General features: G+C 67.3%; 14 protein-coding genes. 9 read left to right on the top strand and 5 right to left on the bottom strand.

Annotated elements, in window-relative coordinates; translation table 11 throughout:
• Nucleotides 1-94: 94 nt before the first annotated feature.
• Nucleotides 95-1363, bottom strand: a complete 1269-nt coding sequence (locus AC6CR5_RS26155) for an amino acid deaminase (protein WP_006389091.1) — start codon at nt 1361-1363, stop codon at nt 95-97.
• 173 nt (nt 1364-1536) lie between these two features.
• Here AC6CR5_RS26155 and AC6CR5_RS26160 point away from each other — a divergent pair, with 173 nt between their 5' ends.
• From AC6CR5_RS26160 to AC6CR5_RS26175, 4 genes are all read left to right on the top strand, one after another.
• The gene (locus AC6CR5_RS26160; RefSeq protein WP_498085060.1) at nt 1537-2328 is read left to right on the top strand and encodes a deaminated glutathione amidase; all 792 of its coding nucleotides are present in this window, start codon (nt 1537-1539) and stop codon (nt 2326-2328) included.
• A 134-nt stretch (nt 2329-2462) separates the two neighbouring features.
• The gene (locus AC6CR5_RS26165; protein ID WP_047992521.1) at nt 2463-3803 is read left to right on the top strand and encodes a replication-associated recombination protein A; all 1341 of its coding nucleotides are present in this window, start codon (nt 2463-2465) and stop codon (nt 3801-3803) included.
• Between the two features lie 42 nt (nt 3804-3845).
• On the top strand, nt 3846-5192 hold the full coding sequence (gene serS / locus AC6CR5_RS26170) for a serine--tRNA ligase (RefSeq protein ID WP_006389094.1): 1347 nt from the start codon (nt 3846-3848) through the stop codon (nt 5190-5192).
• A 300-nt stretch (nt 5193-5492) separates the two neighbouring features.
• Nucleotides 5493-5741 carry a hypothetical protein gene (locus tag AC6CR5_RS26175; protein WP_080564301.1) on the top strand — a complete coding sequence of 83 codons (249 nt, stop codon included), beginning with the start codon at nt 5493-5495 and terminating at the stop codon, nt 5739-5741.
• A 235-nt stretch (nt 5742-5976) separates the two neighbouring features.
• Here the strand turns inward: AC6CR5_RS26175 and AC6CR5_RS26180 are convergent, their stop codons facing one another.
• Nucleotides 5977-6315 carry a virulence factor gene (locus AC6CR5_RS26180; RefSeq protein ID WP_006389096.1) on the bottom strand — a complete coding sequence of 113 codons (339 nt, stop codon included), beginning with the start codon at nt 6313-6315 and terminating at the stop codon, nt 5977-5979.
• Between the two features lie 351 nt (nt 6316-6666).
• The gene (locus AC6CR5_RS26185; RefSeq protein ID WP_006389097.1) at nt 6667-7167 is read right to left on the bottom strand and encodes an ASCH domain-containing protein; all 501 of its coding nucleotides are present in this window, start codon (nt 7165-7167) and stop codon (nt 6667-6669) included.
• Between the two features lie 191 nt (nt 7168-7358).
• Here AC6CR5_RS26185 and AC6CR5_RS26190 point away from each other — a divergent pair, with 191 nt between their 5' ends.
• A complete protein-coding gene (locus tag AC6CR5_RS26190; protein WP_006389098.1) occupies nt 7359-7559 on the top strand; it encodes a hypothetical protein in 201 nt (66 codons plus the stop codon).
• Nucleotides 7560-7619: 60 nt separating this feature from the next.
• Nucleotides 7620-8819 carry an amidohydrolase family protein gene (locus AC6CR5_RS26195; RefSeq protein WP_049057461.1) on the top strand — a complete coding sequence of 400 codons (1200 nt, stop codon included), beginning with the start codon at nt 7620-7622 and terminating at the stop codon, nt 8817-8819.
• Nucleotides 8820-8833: 14 nt separating this feature from the next.
• Here AC6CR5_RS26195 and AC6CR5_RS26200 read toward each other — a convergent pair whose 3' ends face one another.
• Nucleotides 8834-9712 carry a LysR family transcriptional regulator gene (locus tag AC6CR5_RS26200; RefSeq protein WP_020924871.1) on the bottom strand — a complete coding sequence of 293 codons (879 nt, stop codon included), beginning with the start codon at nt 9710-9712 and terminating at the stop codon, nt 8834-8836.
• A gap of 158 nt (nt 9713-9870) precedes the next feature.
• Between AC6CR5_RS26200 and AC6CR5_RS26205 the strand changes: the two genes are divergently transcribed.
• The 3 genes from AC6CR5_RS26205 (at nt 9871) to AC6CR5_RS26215 (ending at nt 13016) form a co-directional block, all read left to right on the top strand.
• A complete protein-coding gene (locus AC6CR5_RS26205) occupies nt 9871-10998 on the top strand; it encodes a mandelate racemase/muconate lactonizing enzyme family protein (RefSeq protein ID WP_054472885.1) in 1128 nt (375 codons plus the stop codon).
• Between the two features lie 13 nt (nt 10999-11011).
• A complete protein-coding gene (locus AC6CR5_RS26210; protein ID WP_150101391.1) occupies nt 11012-11920 on the top strand; it encodes a dihydrodipicolinate synthase family protein in 909 nt (302 codons plus the stop codon).
• 118 nt (nt 11921-12038) lie between these two features.
• Nucleotides 12039-13016, top strand: coding sequence for a Bug family tripartite tricarboxylate transporter substrate binding protein (locus AC6CR5_RS26215; protein WP_054443152.1), 978 nt, complete (start codon nt 12039-12041; stop codon nt 13014-13016).
• Nucleotides 13017-13031: 15 nt separating this feature from the next.
• Here AC6CR5_RS26215 and AC6CR5_RS26220 read toward each other — a convergent pair whose 3' ends face one another.
• Nucleotides 13032-15302 carry a TonB-dependent receptor gene (locus AC6CR5_RS26220; RefSeq protein ID WP_024068007.1) on the bottom strand — a complete coding sequence of 757 codons (2271 nt, stop codon included), beginning with the start codon at nt 15300-15302 and terminating at the stop codon, nt 13032-13034.
• Nucleotides 15303-15358 lie beyond the last annotated feature (56 nt).

The raw sequence follows: 15358 nt of genomic DNA on the forward strand, positions 1-15358 counted from the left end.
GTAAGGCGCCGGATGCCCGAGTTCGTTCTTGCCCCCCGGGCGCGGGGCTTGTCGGTAGCGCAACGGAGCGCGCGGCCGCGCCGCGCGCAAAGGCTCAGAAAAAGGTGTCCGCGACGTCGATGACGCGGTACTGCTCGTCCACCAGCAGGACCTGGCGCCACTTGTCGAACGTCAGGCAGGGATGGGAGATGTCGAAGGCGATCATGTCGCCAACCTGGATGTCGTCGTTCTCGCCGATCTGCATGAACGCGTGCTGGTCCATCATGGCGGTGAGCTTCCATTGGGACGGCGCGGCGCCGGGCGCGCTTTGCCCGGGACGGAAATGCAGCGACGGCGTCGGCAGGCCGGCATCGAAGGCGGCGTCGCGCTTGCCCATGGCCACGATGGCGCGGCCGGGTTCGGGCAGCGACTGTACGTAGGCCCAGACCTGCAGCGCGGGTTGCAGGCCCGGCTCCATCTTGTGGGCTACCGGGTTGTGGGCGTTGATGCGCTCGGCGGCCGAACGGTAGACGCCGACGTCGTGCGACAGGTAGCAGCCGGGGCGCAGCACGATTTCCAGCGGCGCGCCGATGTCCAGTTGCGAGAATTCCTCGGCCACCACGTCGAACCAGGCCGAACCGGCGCCGGATATCAGGGCGGGGCCGTTCTTGCGCAGCCGGCCGGTGCTGGCCAGCCCGCGCAGGGCGTCGGTGGCGCGGCGCAGGAAGGCGCGGATCGCGGTTTCCTCCTGCAGCACGCCTTCGTAGACTTCGATGCCGGCCAGCGCCAGCCCGGGCCAGCGGCCGATTTCTTCGGCCACGGCCTGCAGTTGCGCGTCGTCGCGCACGCCGGTGCGGCCGCCGGTCGGGCCCAGTTCGATCAGCACGGGCAGCACCAGGCCCTGCTCGCCAAAGTAACGGCCCAGCTGGGCGGCGTTGGCGACGGAATCGACAATGCAGAAGTAGGTGAACGCCGGGTCGCGCAGCAGCTTGGCGATCAGCGCCATGTTGGCGCGGCCGACCAGCTGGTTGGCCATCAGCACCCGGCGGATGCCATGGTTGTAGGCCGCCACCACCTGCGGCGCGGTCGCCAGGGTGATGCCCCAGGCGCCGTTGTCGATCTGGCGCTGGAACAGCGCGGGGCTCATGGTGGTCTTGCCGTGCGGCGCCAGCTTGACGCGGTAGGCTTCCATGAAGCGCTGCATCCATTGCAGGTTGTGGCGCACGCGGGCCTCGTACAGCACCGCCACCGGCAGGCTGACGTCCTCGGCCAGCAGGTTCCAGTTCAGCGCCGCCACGCCGGCGTTGGTACAGGCGGCGGGAAAGGCGCCCAGGCCCTTGCCGTTGGCGTCCAGGGGGGCTGCGGTGATGGAGGAGTGGGGCATGGCGGCGGTTCGTCTCTGGAAAATATTTACGGCAAATCCGTTTTTTTTAATTATCCTGAAAGAAATTTACAAGCGGCAGTTGGGAGTTACCCGTAGTCCGCCGCCGGCGCCGGTTGGCGCGACAATAGGGGCATGTCGCGGCGCCCCTCTGCCGCCCCACACAAGGAAGAGTCATGCTGAAAGTCGCTTTGGGCCAGTTCGCCGTCAGCCGCGTCTGGGAAGAAAATGCCCAGGTCTGCGTCGATCTCATGGCGCGCGCCCGTGCTGGCGGCGCCGGCCTGCTGGTGCTGCCCGAGGGCATCCTGGCCCGCGACATCACCGACCCGCAGATCGTGCTGAAGGCCGCGCAACCCTTGGATGGCCCCTTCATGACGCGCCTGCTCGAGGCCAGTCGCGGCTCGTCGCTGGCGACCATGATGTGCGTGCACGTGCCGACCGGCGATGGCCGGGTGTGGAACACCCTGGTCACGCTGCAGGATGGCCGCATCGTGTCGCAGTATCGCAAGCTGCACCTGTACGACGCCTTCACCATGAAAGAGTCGACCAACGTCACGCCCGGCAACGACATTCCGCCGCTGCTGGAGATCGGCGGCGTGAAGGTCGGGCTGATGACCTGCTACGACGTGCGGTTTCCCGAACTGGCCAGGCGTCTGGCGCTGGACGGGGCCGACCTGCTGGCGTTGCCGGCCGCCTGGGTACGCGGCCCGTTGAAGGAGCGGCATTGGGAAGTGCTGGTGACGGCGCGCGCGCTGGAGAACACCTGCTACGTCGCCGCCACGGGCGAGTGCGGCGAACGCAATATCGGCTGCAGCATGGTGGTGGACCCGCTGGGCGTGGTCACGGCGCAGGCCGGCGAGGCGCCGGCGCTGGTGTTCGCCGATATCGATCCCGAACGCCTGGGGCATGCCCGCAAGGTGCTGCCGGTGCTGGCCAACCGCCGTTTCGCCACGCCGGAACTGGCCTGAAGCGGCGGTTCCCCGCGGGCTCGCCGGGCCTGGCGCCGCAGGCCGGTTCCCGGCCTGGCCGCCAGGGCGGAGGGCGGCCGGACATGTTGTAATACTGGCTTGATTTCCTTGCCGTCTTCCCCCATCTGCTGCCAATGAGCAACGATCTCTTCGCGGCCGATCCCGCCCATCGGCCTTACGTGCCCCTGGCCGAGCGCCTGCGTCCGCGCACGCTGGCCGACGTCGTCGGCCAGTCGCACCTGCTGGGGCCGGACAAGCCGCTGCGCGTGGCATTCGAGTCGGGCCGCCCGCATTCCATGATCTTCTGGGGCCCGCCGGGCGTGGGCAAGACCACCTTGGCGCGCCTCATGGCCGACGGCTTCGACGCCCAGTTCATCGCCATTTCCGCCGTCCTGGGCGGCGTCAAGGACATCCGCGACGCCGTCACCGTGGCGCAGGTGGCGCAGGGGCAGGGCCGCCGCACCATCCTGTTCGTCGACGAAGTGCACCGCTTCAACAAGGCGCAGCAGGACGCGTTCCTGCCCTACGTCGAAAGCGGGCTGTTCACCTTCATCGGCGCCACCACCGAGAACCCCTCGTTCGAGGTCAACTCGGCGCTGCTGTCGCGCGCCCGCGTCTACGTGCTGCAATCGCTCACGCCCGAGGAACTGCAGCAATTGGTGGACCGGGCCATCGCCGCGTTCAACGACGGCCACGAGGAGGACGCGCGCATCCACATCGACGCCGACGCGCGCGAACAGCTGGCGGCCTGGGCCGACGGCGACGCGCGCCGGCTGATCAGCGCAGTCGAGGTGGTGGCCGAATCGGCCCAGGCCGCCGGCCGCGACACGGTCGACGCGGCCTGGCTCGAGATCTCGCTGTCGCAGAACCTGCGGCGCTTCGACAAGGGCGGCGACGCCTTCTACGACCAGATCAGCGCGCTGCACAAGTCGGTGCGCGGCTCCAATCCCGACGCCGCGCTGTACTGGTTCTGCCGCATGATCGACGGCGGCGCCGATCCCAAGTACCTGGCGCGCCGGCTGGTGCGCATGGCGGTCGAGGACATCGGCCTGGCCGACCCGCGCGCCACCGACCTGGCGGTCAACGGCGCCGACATCTACGAACGGCTGGGCTCGCCCGAAGGCGAGCTGGCGCTGGCCCAGGCGGTGGTCTACATGGCCTGCGCGGCCAAGTCCAACGCCGTCTACAACGCCTACAACCAGGCGCGCAAGTTCGCCGCCGAGCATGGCAGCGCGCCGGTGCCAATCCATCTGCGCAATGCGCCCACCAAGTTGATGAAACAATTGGGCCATGGCAAGGCCTACCGCTATGCCCACGACGAGCCGCACGGCTACGCCGCGGATGAGCAATATTTCCCCGATGGGCTCAAGCCTTCCTTCTACCGGCCGACCGATCGCGGCCTGGAGGCTAAAATCCAGCAGAAGTTGGCATTCCTGCGCGAGCTGGACGCGCAGGAACGCGCCAAGAAACGGTAACGGGCGCCGCCCGTTGCTTCCCGCAATCTCACCGACATCACCATGCTAGACCCGATACTGCTGCGCAAAGACCTGCAAACCGTCGTAGACCGCCTCAAGAGCCGTGGCGTGTCCTTCGACACGGAACGGTTCAACGAGCTGGAGTCTCGCCGCAAGGCGGTCCAGACCGAAACCGAATCCCTGCAAGCCCGCCGCAACGCGCTGGCCAAGCAGATCGGTCAACTCAAGGCCAAGGGCGAGGACGCCAGCGCCGTCATGGCCGAATCGCAGGCCGTGCCCGAGCGCCTGAAGCAGCTGGAAGAAGAGCTGGCCGCCCTGCAGCAACCGCTCAACGAGTTGCTCATGTCGGTGCCGAACCTGCCGCACGCCAGCGTGCCGCTGGGCGAGTCCGCCGACGATAACGTCGAAGTGCGCCGCTGGCTGCCGGCCGCCGCGGGCGCCGATGGCAACCCGCCCGCGCTGCCGTTCGAGGCCCGCGACCACGTCGCGCTGGGCGAACCGCTGGGCCTGGACTTCGATACCGCCGCCAAGCTGTCGGGCGCGCGCTTCTCGTTCATGCGCGGTCCCATTGCCCGCCTGCACCGCGCGCTGGCGCAATTCATGCTCGACCTGCAGACCGGCACGCACGGCTACACCGAGTGCTACACCCCGTACATCGTCAACGCCTCGACGCTGTACGGCACCGGCCAACTGCCCAAGTTCAAGGATGACATGTTCGCCGTGTCCAAGGGCGGCGGCGACGACGATCCCAAGGTCGACGAGCACGGCAAGCCGTTCGTGCGCGAAGACCAGTACCTGATCTCGACGTCGGAAATCACCCTGACCAGTGTGGTGCGCGACACCATCCAGGCCGCCGCCGACCTGCCGCTCAAGCTCACCGCCCACACCCCGTGCTTCCGTTCCGAAGCCGGCAGCGGCGGGCGCGATACCCGCGGCATGATCCGCCAGCACCAGTTCGACAAGGTCGAAATGGTGCAGGTCACGCAGCCCGACCAGTCCTATGAGGCGCTGGAGGGCATGGTCGGCCATGCCGAGCGCGTGCTGCAATTGCTGGGGCTGCCGTACCGGGTGATGCTGCTGTGCACCGGTGACATGGGGTTCGGCTCGGCCAAGACCTACGACCTGGAGGTGTGGCTGCCGGCGCAGAACACCTGGCGCGAGATTTCGTCGGTGTCCAACTGCGAAACCTTCCAGGCGCGCCGCATGCAGGCGCGATTCCGCAACGCCCAGGGCAAGCCCGAATACGTGCATACGCTGAACGGCTCGGGACTGGCCGTGGGCCGCGCGCTGGTGGCGGTGCTGGAAAACCACCAGCAGGCCGATGGCAGCATCCTGGTGCCCGAGGCGCTGCAACCTTACATGGGCGGCCTGACGGTATTGAAGCCTTGACCCTGGCTGGAGCGATCCGCAAATAAAAAACGGAGCCCGCGGGCTCCATTTTTTATTGTTCGCCAGGACCGGGCACGCCACTTGCTGATTATGCAAGTCGACCACACGGCGGATGGGGCGGGAAGTCCGGCCTATTTATGATCGAGACATATTTCTGTCGCGTCCGTGGATTATGTTGGCGGCGTGACTGCCTGATTTTGATGTGAGCAATTGTGTATTTTCAATAAAAGGGCCGGATAGTTCGGCACAATACATCTGCGTTTTACACGCCTCATTCACACATATAACAAGGAGTTGTCCATGACTTCAAGAATGATTGGAGATTTTCGGGTGAGATGCGCTGTGAGTCAGGATGACGAGCAGGGCTACCGCGTGCAGATATGGACCCGCCGGGTAGGCGGAACCGCACCGGAAAAATGCTGGACCGTGCCGGGGCAGGCGCCGTTCGCAAGCCTGGACGAAGCGGAACAGGAAAGCCGGCAACTGTTTGAAGAAATCAACGGCGTTCGTTTCAACGGTGAACCGGAGTTTGCTCATGCGTCCGCATAATGGTTGGTGGCGGGCGTCGAGCGCGCCGCGCCGCTGGATCGATCTCGTCCAGGAATCGCCGCGTTGGGCCGTTGCCAAGCCCAATCCGGCGTCGCAGCAACCGCCCGCCGTCGTGACGGGCAAGTCCGTCCAGGTCCCCACGACCTGACACGATTCCCGCCGGGCACCGGAAATTGCCCCGCAGGAAAAAAGGCCACTCCTGGGAGTGGCCTTTGTTTTTCGTGCCGTCGCGGGATCAACGATGCCAGCCGCCGCGACCGTGGTAATAGCCTCGATCGGGACCACGCCAATGGCCTCGATGGCCGCCCCAGTAGCCGCCCCCGCGGATATAGACCGGGGCGGGGTACACGACGGGCGGCGCGACGTAGACGGGCGCCGGACGATAGTAGACCGGGGGCGGCGGCGCGTAGACGGGCGCCGGGGCCACATAGACCGGGGCGGGGGCCGCGTAGACGGGGGCCGGGTAGACCACCCCTGGCACGCCAATAGAGATGCCGACGTCGACCCGGGCCAATGCGACGCTGGAGATCAGCAGGCCGGCGGCGCCGACCCCTGCGATTAACCATTTTTTCATGTTGCACCTGCCTACTGCGTGACGCAGCAAAGTTGAGTATTCATTGACGCTATTTTCGACCTTTTCGGCGCGGCGAAGGTAAGCGACCCGTCCTCAATAGCGACAATCCGCAACGGTTGCCACCGTGCCGGCGGCGCCGATGTTGCGCCGCGTCAGCCCGCTCCCACTCTGGCGAACCCCGGGGTGAAATCGACTGAAATAAGGCGGCGCCGACTTCGGCGGGGCGGCCGAGTTACAGGTAGTCACCATCAGCGCGGGCGGATTCCCCTGTCGGCAACACCGGTACGCCTGCGCCAAGGCGGTGCCCCGGGGCCGTGCCTCGCTCCGGAGGGTCATTTTCCCGACTTCGCCCTAGCGCTCGTCAGGCTGTTGGCAGCGGAATTCGACCACCCAGACCCAGGGATTGGCGGCCCAGGCATGCGCGCCATAGCGCTCGCACCAGGTCAGGGCGAACGCGGTCTGCAGGGGCACGCCCGGCAACAGCGCCGAGGAGTGATAGAGCGCCTGCGTGCCTTCGGCCCGCGCATCCGCTTCGGACAGTCTCTGCAGGCGCTGGATGCGCACGCCGACCACGACGGCGGTGGCGAAGGGTTTGCCGGATTCATCCTCGAGGGTGATGCTTTCGCCGGATTTGCCATAAGGGCAACTTATCCAGGGGGAAGTCTTGCGCAACTCGCCCTCGCCTTCCGCGGGACCCATGGCGACCCACTTCCCGGAATCGGCCGCGTCGGCATACCAGGCGGTTGTCAGCTTGGTGGGCTGCGGTTTGACGATGCGCCGGGTTTGCACTTTATAGCCATCGAGAATGGCTTGCTTGAGTGGCTCGCTGAATTGGAGTGCTTGCCTTTTCATACCTGTGTTGTTCCCCTCACGTCCGACGCTTGCATACCAATGGTGCTGCGGCCGCGTCGACGCGTGCCAACATGGCGGGCTTTCCGAAACCTCGCATGAAACAGTATGACGCGTCGCAATCGTCGTGTCAGGCAAAGGGTTACTTGTGTGTCTTTTTGAATACGCCCCGGCGTTGTTTGTATACTCGGGGCATGAATACTGACCTGCATGATCTCAAGCCCGGTTACTACTGGTACACCATGGCCAACGACCCGCTGGCCGTCATCCATATTCACGACGACGGCGGCGCCACGTTGATGGGCACCGACTATCGCCTCAGCGCCGAAGGCGTCGCGGACATGCTCCGCCAGGGCCAGCGCTTCTTCTGGATCGAACCGCCGCAGCAAGCCTGATCCGGCCGCCGCCCGGATGCCCGGCGCATGCAGGCGAGAGGCGAGGCCAAGGACGTCCCCATGACCGACATGTTGTTAAACGACGTTCGACTGCCCGATGGCGCGGCGGTCGACGTATTGATTTCCCGCGGCCGTATCGAACGCATCGGGCCAAACCTGCAGGCGCCCGCCGGCGTGGCGCGCGAGCCCGGGGCGGGCGCGCTGCTGTTGCCGGGACTGGTCGAAGGGCACACGCACCTGGACAAGACCACCTGGGATTCTCCGTGGTACGTGAACCAGGTGGGCCCGGCGCTGACCGACCGCATTGACAATGAACGTGCCTGGCGCGCCGCCAGCGGCCATGACGCCGCCAGCCATTCGCGCGCGCTGGCGCTGGCCTTCCTGCGTGAAGGCACCACGCGCATCCGCAGCCACGTCGACGTCGATACGGATGCCGGCCTGCGTCACCTGGAGGGCGTGCACCGCACGCGCGCGGCGCTGGCCGGCCGGGTCGAGATCCAGACCGTGGCGTTTCCGCAATCCGGCCTGCTGGTGCGGCCGGGCACGGCGGCGTTGCTGGACCGGGCGCTGGCGGAGGGCGCGGACGTGTTGGGCGGACTCGACCCTTGCGCCATCGACCGCGACCCGGCGCAATCGCTCGACGTGCTGTTCGGCCTGGCCGACAAGCATGGCAAGCCGCTGGACATCCACCTGCACGAACCGGGTGAACTGGGCGCGTTTTCGCTCGACCTGATTCTGGACCGGGTGCGGGCGCTGGACATGCGCGGTCGTGTCGTCATCAGCCACGCGTTCTGCCTGGGTGGCGTGGATGCCAGGCGGCTGGATGGCCTGCTCAAGCGCCTGGCGGCGCTGGACGTGGCGCTGCTGACCACCGCGCCGCCGTCGCGGCCGGTGCCGCCGCTGCGCGCCTGTCGCGACGCCGGCGTGACGCTGTTCGGCGGCAACGACGGCATCCGCGATACCTGGACGCCCTATGGCAGCCCCGACATGCTGGCGCGCGCCATGATGATCGGCCTGCGCAACGACCTGCGCCGCGACGACGAGATCGGCTGGGTCTTCGACTGCGTCAGCACCGCCGCGGCCCGCGCCTGCGGATTCGCGCACTACGGGCTGGAGTCCGGCGCGCGCGCCGACCTGGTGCTGGTGGCGGCGAGCGGCGTGGCCGAAGCCGTGGCGCAACGCGCGCCGCGCCGCCTGGTGATCTCGGGCGGCAAGGTGGTGGCGCGCGATGGCCGCTTGCTGGATGGCGCGGCGGCGTAGGCGCCGCCTGGCCGTCAGCGTCGCGCGGCCGCCTGATCCTCGGCCAGTTCCACGAATACCCGCATCAATTCGGAGCGCACCCCCGAGCGCGGCCAGATCGCGCCGACCGTGCGCACCGGACAGGGCGCCGGCAGCGGCCAGCGCTTGACCGGCGCCGACACACCCGTGGTGGCCCAGTCGGGCAGCAGCGCCACTCCCAGCCCCTCCGAGACCAGCTTGGCGATCGAATCGATGCCGTCCAGCTCGAAGCGCACCTGCGGCCGCAGGTCGCGGGCACGCAGGTAGTCGTCGGCCATGCGGCCGCCCACCACGCTGCGGTCGTAACGGATATAGGGTTCGCGCGCAATCACCGCAAGCGGGTCGCGCACCGGCATGTCGACCGGGGTCACCAGCACCAGCGGCTCGCGCCGCAGGTCGCGCCAGACGCAGGACTTGGGAATGGCGAACAGCGGATGCACCAGCAGCGCGCCGTCCAGCTCGCCCGACAGCACCTTGCCGTAGAGCAGGGTGGTGGGGGCCGGCTCGATATAGATCTCGATGTGGGGATGGCGCGCCGCCCAGGTGCGCAGCACCGGCGGCATGATGCCGGTGAGCGCGGTGGGCGTGGCGCCCAGGCGCAGCGGGCCGGCGGGCAGGTCGGACTCGGTGGCCGCCGAACGCAGGTCGCGCAGGTCGCGCAGCACGTTGCGGGCCCGTTCCAGGATGCGGGTGCCGGCGGCGGTCGGCTTGACCGTGCGGCCCGAGCGGGCGATCAACGCGCTGCCCATGTCCGCCTCGAGCGCGCGCAGCCGCTGCTGCACCGTGGCGGGCGTCAGCCCCTGGTGGCGCGCGGCCTGCGCGATGGAGCCCAGCTCCACCACGTGCACATAGGTCTGCAGGAATCTCGAATCCATCGTCGGGCGCTCTCGGAAGATGCTTTTTCCATATTCTAAATATGGTTCAAGATAATTGTTTGTTTCTTTGATGGCGGCAAGAATGCGTCTGAGCGTTGCGCCGGCGCAAGGCGCGCCGGCCGTGCAACCCGCAATATTCCCCTCATCAGGAGCCAGCCGTGCCCATCATTGAATCCATCGACGTTTGCGCAGCCGCCGTGCCTTTGGACAAGGTCACCTCGTTTTCGAACCGCACCGTCTCCACCCGCCACTACGGACTGGTAAAGGTCCGTAGCACCGACGGCATCGAAGGCATCGGCTTCTGCTACGTCGGCAGCGCCGGCGGCGTGATCTTCGAGGCCGCGGTGCAAAGCCTGCTGGCGCCGGTGCTGCTGGGCAAGGATTCGCACGCGGTCGAGGGGCTGTGGCAGGCGATGTACCAGGAGGCCCTGTTGCAGGGGCGCCAGGGCACGGTGATGCGCGCGATCAGCGCGCTGGACATCGCGCTGTGGGACCTGAATGCCAAGGCTGCGGGCCTGCCGCTGCACAAGTTCCTCGGCGCGGTCGAGCTGGAATCGGTGCCGGCCTACGCCAGTGGCGGTTACTACCTGGACGGCAAGACGCCGCAGCATCTGGGCGAGGAAATGGCCAGCTACGTCGCCAAGGGCTTTGCCGCCGTCAAGATGAAGACCGGCCGCCTGTCGCCGCGCGAGGAAGAGGCGCGGCTGAAGGCGGCCCGCGAGGCCGTCGGCCCCGACGTGGAACTGATGATGGACTGCAACAACGCCTGGCAGGACGTGACCCAGGCCATGCAGTACATCCGCCGCTTCGAGCAGTACGAGCCGTACTTCATCGAGGAGCCGTTCGGCCCCGATGACATCGACAGCCACGCCAAGCTTGCGCGCCTGACGCACCTGCCCATCGCCACCGCCGAGATCGGCTATGGCCGCTGGTATCACAAGGAGCTGCTGGACAAGGGCGCGGCCGGCATCCTGCAGACCGACGCCGCGGTGTGCGGCGGCATCACCGAATGGAAGCGCATCGCGGCGACCGCCGCCAGCTACGGCGTGGTGGTCTGCCCGCATTGGTTCCACGACGTGCACGCGCCGCTGGTGGCCGCCACGCCCAATGCGCGTTATGTTGAGTTTTTCTGGGACGACCAGGTCCTGAATTTCCGCAAGCTGGTGGACCGCCAACTGAGCCACAAACAGGGCCGTGTGGTGCTGCACCAGGAGCCGGGGTTGGGATTCGGTTTCGATGAACGCATGGTCGAGCGCTACGGCAAGTGGACCCGCATCGGCCGCTGACAGGAGAGTCTTCATGAGCACACGCGCCGCGGACCGGCCGCAAGGCGTCTATTCCCCGGTCCTCACGCCCTTCAACGCGGACCTGTCGCCCAGCGTGCCGCGCTTCGTCGGGCATTGCCGCGCCCTGCTGGAGCAGGGCGCGGGCCTGGCGATCTTCGGCACCAACTCCGAGGCCAATTCGCTCAGCGTCGCCGAAAAGCGCCAATTGCTGGATGCCTTGCTGGAAGCCGGGCTGCCGGCCGCGCGCATGATGCCGGGCACCGGCGCCTGCGCGTTGCCGGACGCCGTGGAGCTGACCCGTCATGCCGTCAACGCGGGCTGCGGCGGGGTGCTCATGCTGCCGCCGTTCTACTACAAGGGCGTCAGCGACGAGGGCCTGTTCCGCGCCTATGCCCACGTGATCGAGCGGGTCGGCGACGAACGCCTGCGGATCTACCTGTATCACATCCCGCCGGTGTCGGGCGTGCCCATCAGCCTGGGTCTCATCGACCGCCTGCTGGGCGAGTTCCCCGGTATCGTCGCCGGCATCAAGGACAGTTCGGGCGACTGGGACAACACGGCGGCGATGCTGCGGGACTTCCAGCCGCGCGGCTTCGACGTGTTCGCCGGCACCGAGACCGTCCTGCTCGAAACCATGCGGGCCGGCGGCGCGGGCTGCATCACCGCCACCGGCAACGTCAACGCCGCGCCCATCGTCGCGCTCTACCGCGCCTGGCGCGAACCCGACGCCGAAGCGCGGCAGTGCGCCCTGAACGACACCCGCGCCATTTTCCAGGCCTATCCGATGATCCCGGCCATGAAGGCGGCCATCGCGCAACGACGCAATGATCCGGTCTGGGCCACGGTGCGGCCGCCGCTGGTGGAGTTGACCGCCGCGCAGGCGGCGCAACTGGCCCAGCGGCTGGCGGTACCCGCGGCCTGAGCCGCATCGCAGGACGCCGCGTCATCGGCCGGCCACCTTGAGTGGCCGATGGAAGGCGAGGGCGGGCAAGGTTTACCAACAGTCGCCGGGCATGAATCCGGCGCGCGAGGAGACACGCATGCAACGTAGGGACTTCATTACCGGCGCCGCGGCGCTGGGGGCGGCGCTCGTCCTGCCGTCAGCCCGGGCGCAGGAGCTGCCGCCGGGGCCGGTCAAGATCGTGGTCGGCTTTCCGGCCGGGGGCGGCACGGATGTGCTGGCGCGGCTGCTGGGACAGAAGCTGGGCGTGATGTGGAACATCCCGGTGATCGTCGAGAACCGCGCCGGCGCGGCCGGCATCATCGCCGCCGAACAGGTCGCGCGTCAGCCGGGCGACGGCCACACCCTGTTGATGGCGCACGTCAACAGCCACGGCATCGCGCCGGGCCTGCAGCCCAAGCTGACCTATTCGGCCGAACGCGATTTCTCGCCCATCGCGCTGGTGGGCAAGACGCCCACGCTGCTGATCGGCGGCGCGGCGCAGCCCGCCAGGACCCTGCCCGACCTGGTGGCGCTGTGCCGCGCGCAACCCGGCAAGATCATCTTCGGGTCGGCCGGCAGCGGATCGGCGCAGCACCTGGCGCTGGAGATTTTCAAGGCCCGCGCCGGCATCGACGTGCTGCACGTGCCCTACAAGGGCTCGGCGCCGCTGATGAACGATCTGCTGGGCGGCCACGTGCAATATTGCTTCGAGGGCATGACCACGGCCACGCCGCTGATCCAGTCCGGCAAGGTGATGGCGCTTGCGCAGACCCTGCAGCAGCGCTCCAGGAGCCAGCCCGATGTGCCGACGGTGGCCGAGCAGGGCTACCCGGGCTTCGAGGCCAGCATCTGGTTCGGCATGGTCGGCCCGGCCAGCATGCCGGCCGACATGGTCGCGCGCATGAACCGGGACATCGACCGCGTGCTGGCTATGGCCGACGTGCAGGAAAAGCTGGCGCAGGTGGGCGCGGAAGACGGCGGCGGCAGCGCGCAGCGATTCGCCGATTTCATGCGCGCCGAGCAGCGCAAATACGCCAAGACCATCCAGGACGCGAAGATCGTGGCGGAAGGTTGAAATCGGCGGCCGGGATCAGAAATCCACGGTTGCCGACAGCATGACCGTGCGCGGCGCGCCCATGGCCAGGCTGGTCCATTGGGGCATCGACCAATAGGCCTTGTTGGTCAGGTTGTGGACGGTGGCGCGCAAGGTCAGCGGTCGGCCCGCCACCTTCGTGGCATAGCGCGCGCCGACATCGTAGATCGTGCGTCCCGCCACCGACAGCGAATTGGAGGTATCGATGTACTGCTTGGATGCCGACGTCGCGTTGGCGGTCAGCGTCAGGCCGCGCAGCTGCGGAACATCCCATTCCGCGCCCAGTTTGCCTTGCAGCTTGGGAACGCCGGTCGCTGTGTTGCCCTGGTTGATGCCGCCGGCCGTCTTGGTCAGCTTGGGATCCATATAGGCAATGCCGCCCATCAGGCGCACGCCCTCCAGCGGCGAGCCGAAGAAGGTCCATTCGATGCCGCGGTTGCGCTGTTCCCCGCCGAAGGAAAAGGTGTTGGTCGCCGGGTCGGTGTAGCTGCTGGGGCGGGTAATTTCATACAGACTCAGCGTGTGCGCGAAATCGCCCAGGTCGAGCTTGAGGCCGACTTCCTTCTGCTTGCTCTTGTAGGGGGCGAACACCTCGCCCGCATTGGCCGCGCTGATCGGGGCAGTGGCGCCCTGGCTCAGGCCTTCGATGTAGTTTGCGTAAATCGAGAGCGAGTCGGTGGCCTTGAACAAGATCGCGGCCGCGGGGGTGATGGCGCTTTCGTCGTAGCGCGAGGTGCGCGCGCCGGTCGCGACGTTGTACGAATCGGCCACCACCTGCTGGTGCCGCGCGCCCAGCGTCAGCTGCACCCGGCCATCGGCGAAGGACAAGGTGTCGGCCAGTCCATAACTGCTCAGGCGCAGTTTGGTCTTCGTGATCTGCGGCGCGATGAACGTATCGGGCGCGGGACCCCATACCGGGTGGTAGATGTTGGTGATCCAATCGGGGCCGAGCGCGTTGCGCCGGCCGAATTGCTCGTCGGTGTGAGCGTAGTAAGTGGCGTTCAGTGCCCATTCATGGGCGACGGCGCCGGTGCGGAACTTGCCGCGCAAACCGGCCTCGGCCGACTGCTTCTCGACTTCGAAGCGCAGGTCGCTGACGTTGGTGCGATAGTCGCCGGCGTTGTTGAAGACCTCCACCGTTTGTACGCTGGTTGTCTTGTACTTGGTATCACTGGTGCCTACCGCGGCGTAGGCCGTCAGTTGGTCGCTCAGGTCGATCTCGCCACGGGCCATCAAGCCTTCGTCGCGGGTGTCGAAAAAGGCCCAGGTCGGGTTGAGCAAGGTATCGGGCTTCGGCGGCTTGGGCACGCTCACGCCGCGCGCCAGGTTGATGCCCCGGGTTGGACCGTCCACGCGGTCCTGGCTGCTGTAGACGTCGATGGAAATGCGGGCCCGGTCGGCGCGCAGGTCCAGTCCCAGCGCGGCCAGCTGGGACTTCTGGTCCTGCTGCTTGACCGCCGTACCGCCATCCCGGTAGACGCCATTGAAACGAATGCCGAACTGCTGGTTCTCGCCGAAACGCCGACCCAGGTCGATATGGCCGCCGAACTGCGAGTCCGACATGTAGGTCGCGGTCAGGCTCGCTACCGGCACGTCGCCGGCCCGCTTGGGCACGAGGTTGACGGCGCCGCCGACCGAGCCGCCCGGCGGCATGCCGTTGAGCAGGGCCGAGGGCCCTTTCAGGACCTCGATGCGCTCGAACATCTCGGGCGAGGCGCGGTAGTAGGGCGAGATGCCGTAGAGCCCGCCGAACGAGACATCGTTGATGTTGGAACTGAAGCCGCGGATCGAATAGTTCTCGGCGATGGTGCCTTGCACGCCGGTGGAGAACACCGAAGGATCGGTGGCGGAAATCACGTCGGTGATGTCGCGCGCTTGCCGGTCCGCGATGAATTTGTCGGTGTAGCTGACGGTGCTGAAGGGCGTCTCCATGAAATCCTTGTCGCCCAGCATGCCGACACGGCCGCCGGTGGCCACCTGTCCGCCGGCGTAGGGCTGCACGGTTTCACCCTGCCCATGGACGGTGACGGCCTGCAGGGTGGTCACGCCCTCCGCCGTGGCGGCCGCGCGCGGGGTTTCAGGGGCGTCCGCGGCCAAGCCGGCAGTCTGCGCCCGCGCGGACGGAACCGCCGCCGCGGCGAGTATCACGCCCAGCCAGATCGCCGCTCGCACGGCGACCGCGGTGCGGTTCAACTCGAAGGCGGTGGTGCGGCGGATAGCCTGCGGCGCGGGGAGGGCGATACGGTTTTGACGGCACAGTGCGTTCATGCCGATTCCTTTCAATGTAGGTTGAAAAATTGCTTCGGTTTGAAAACAAGAAAACG

Source organism: Achromobacter sp. EG18 (assembly GCF_059759395.1).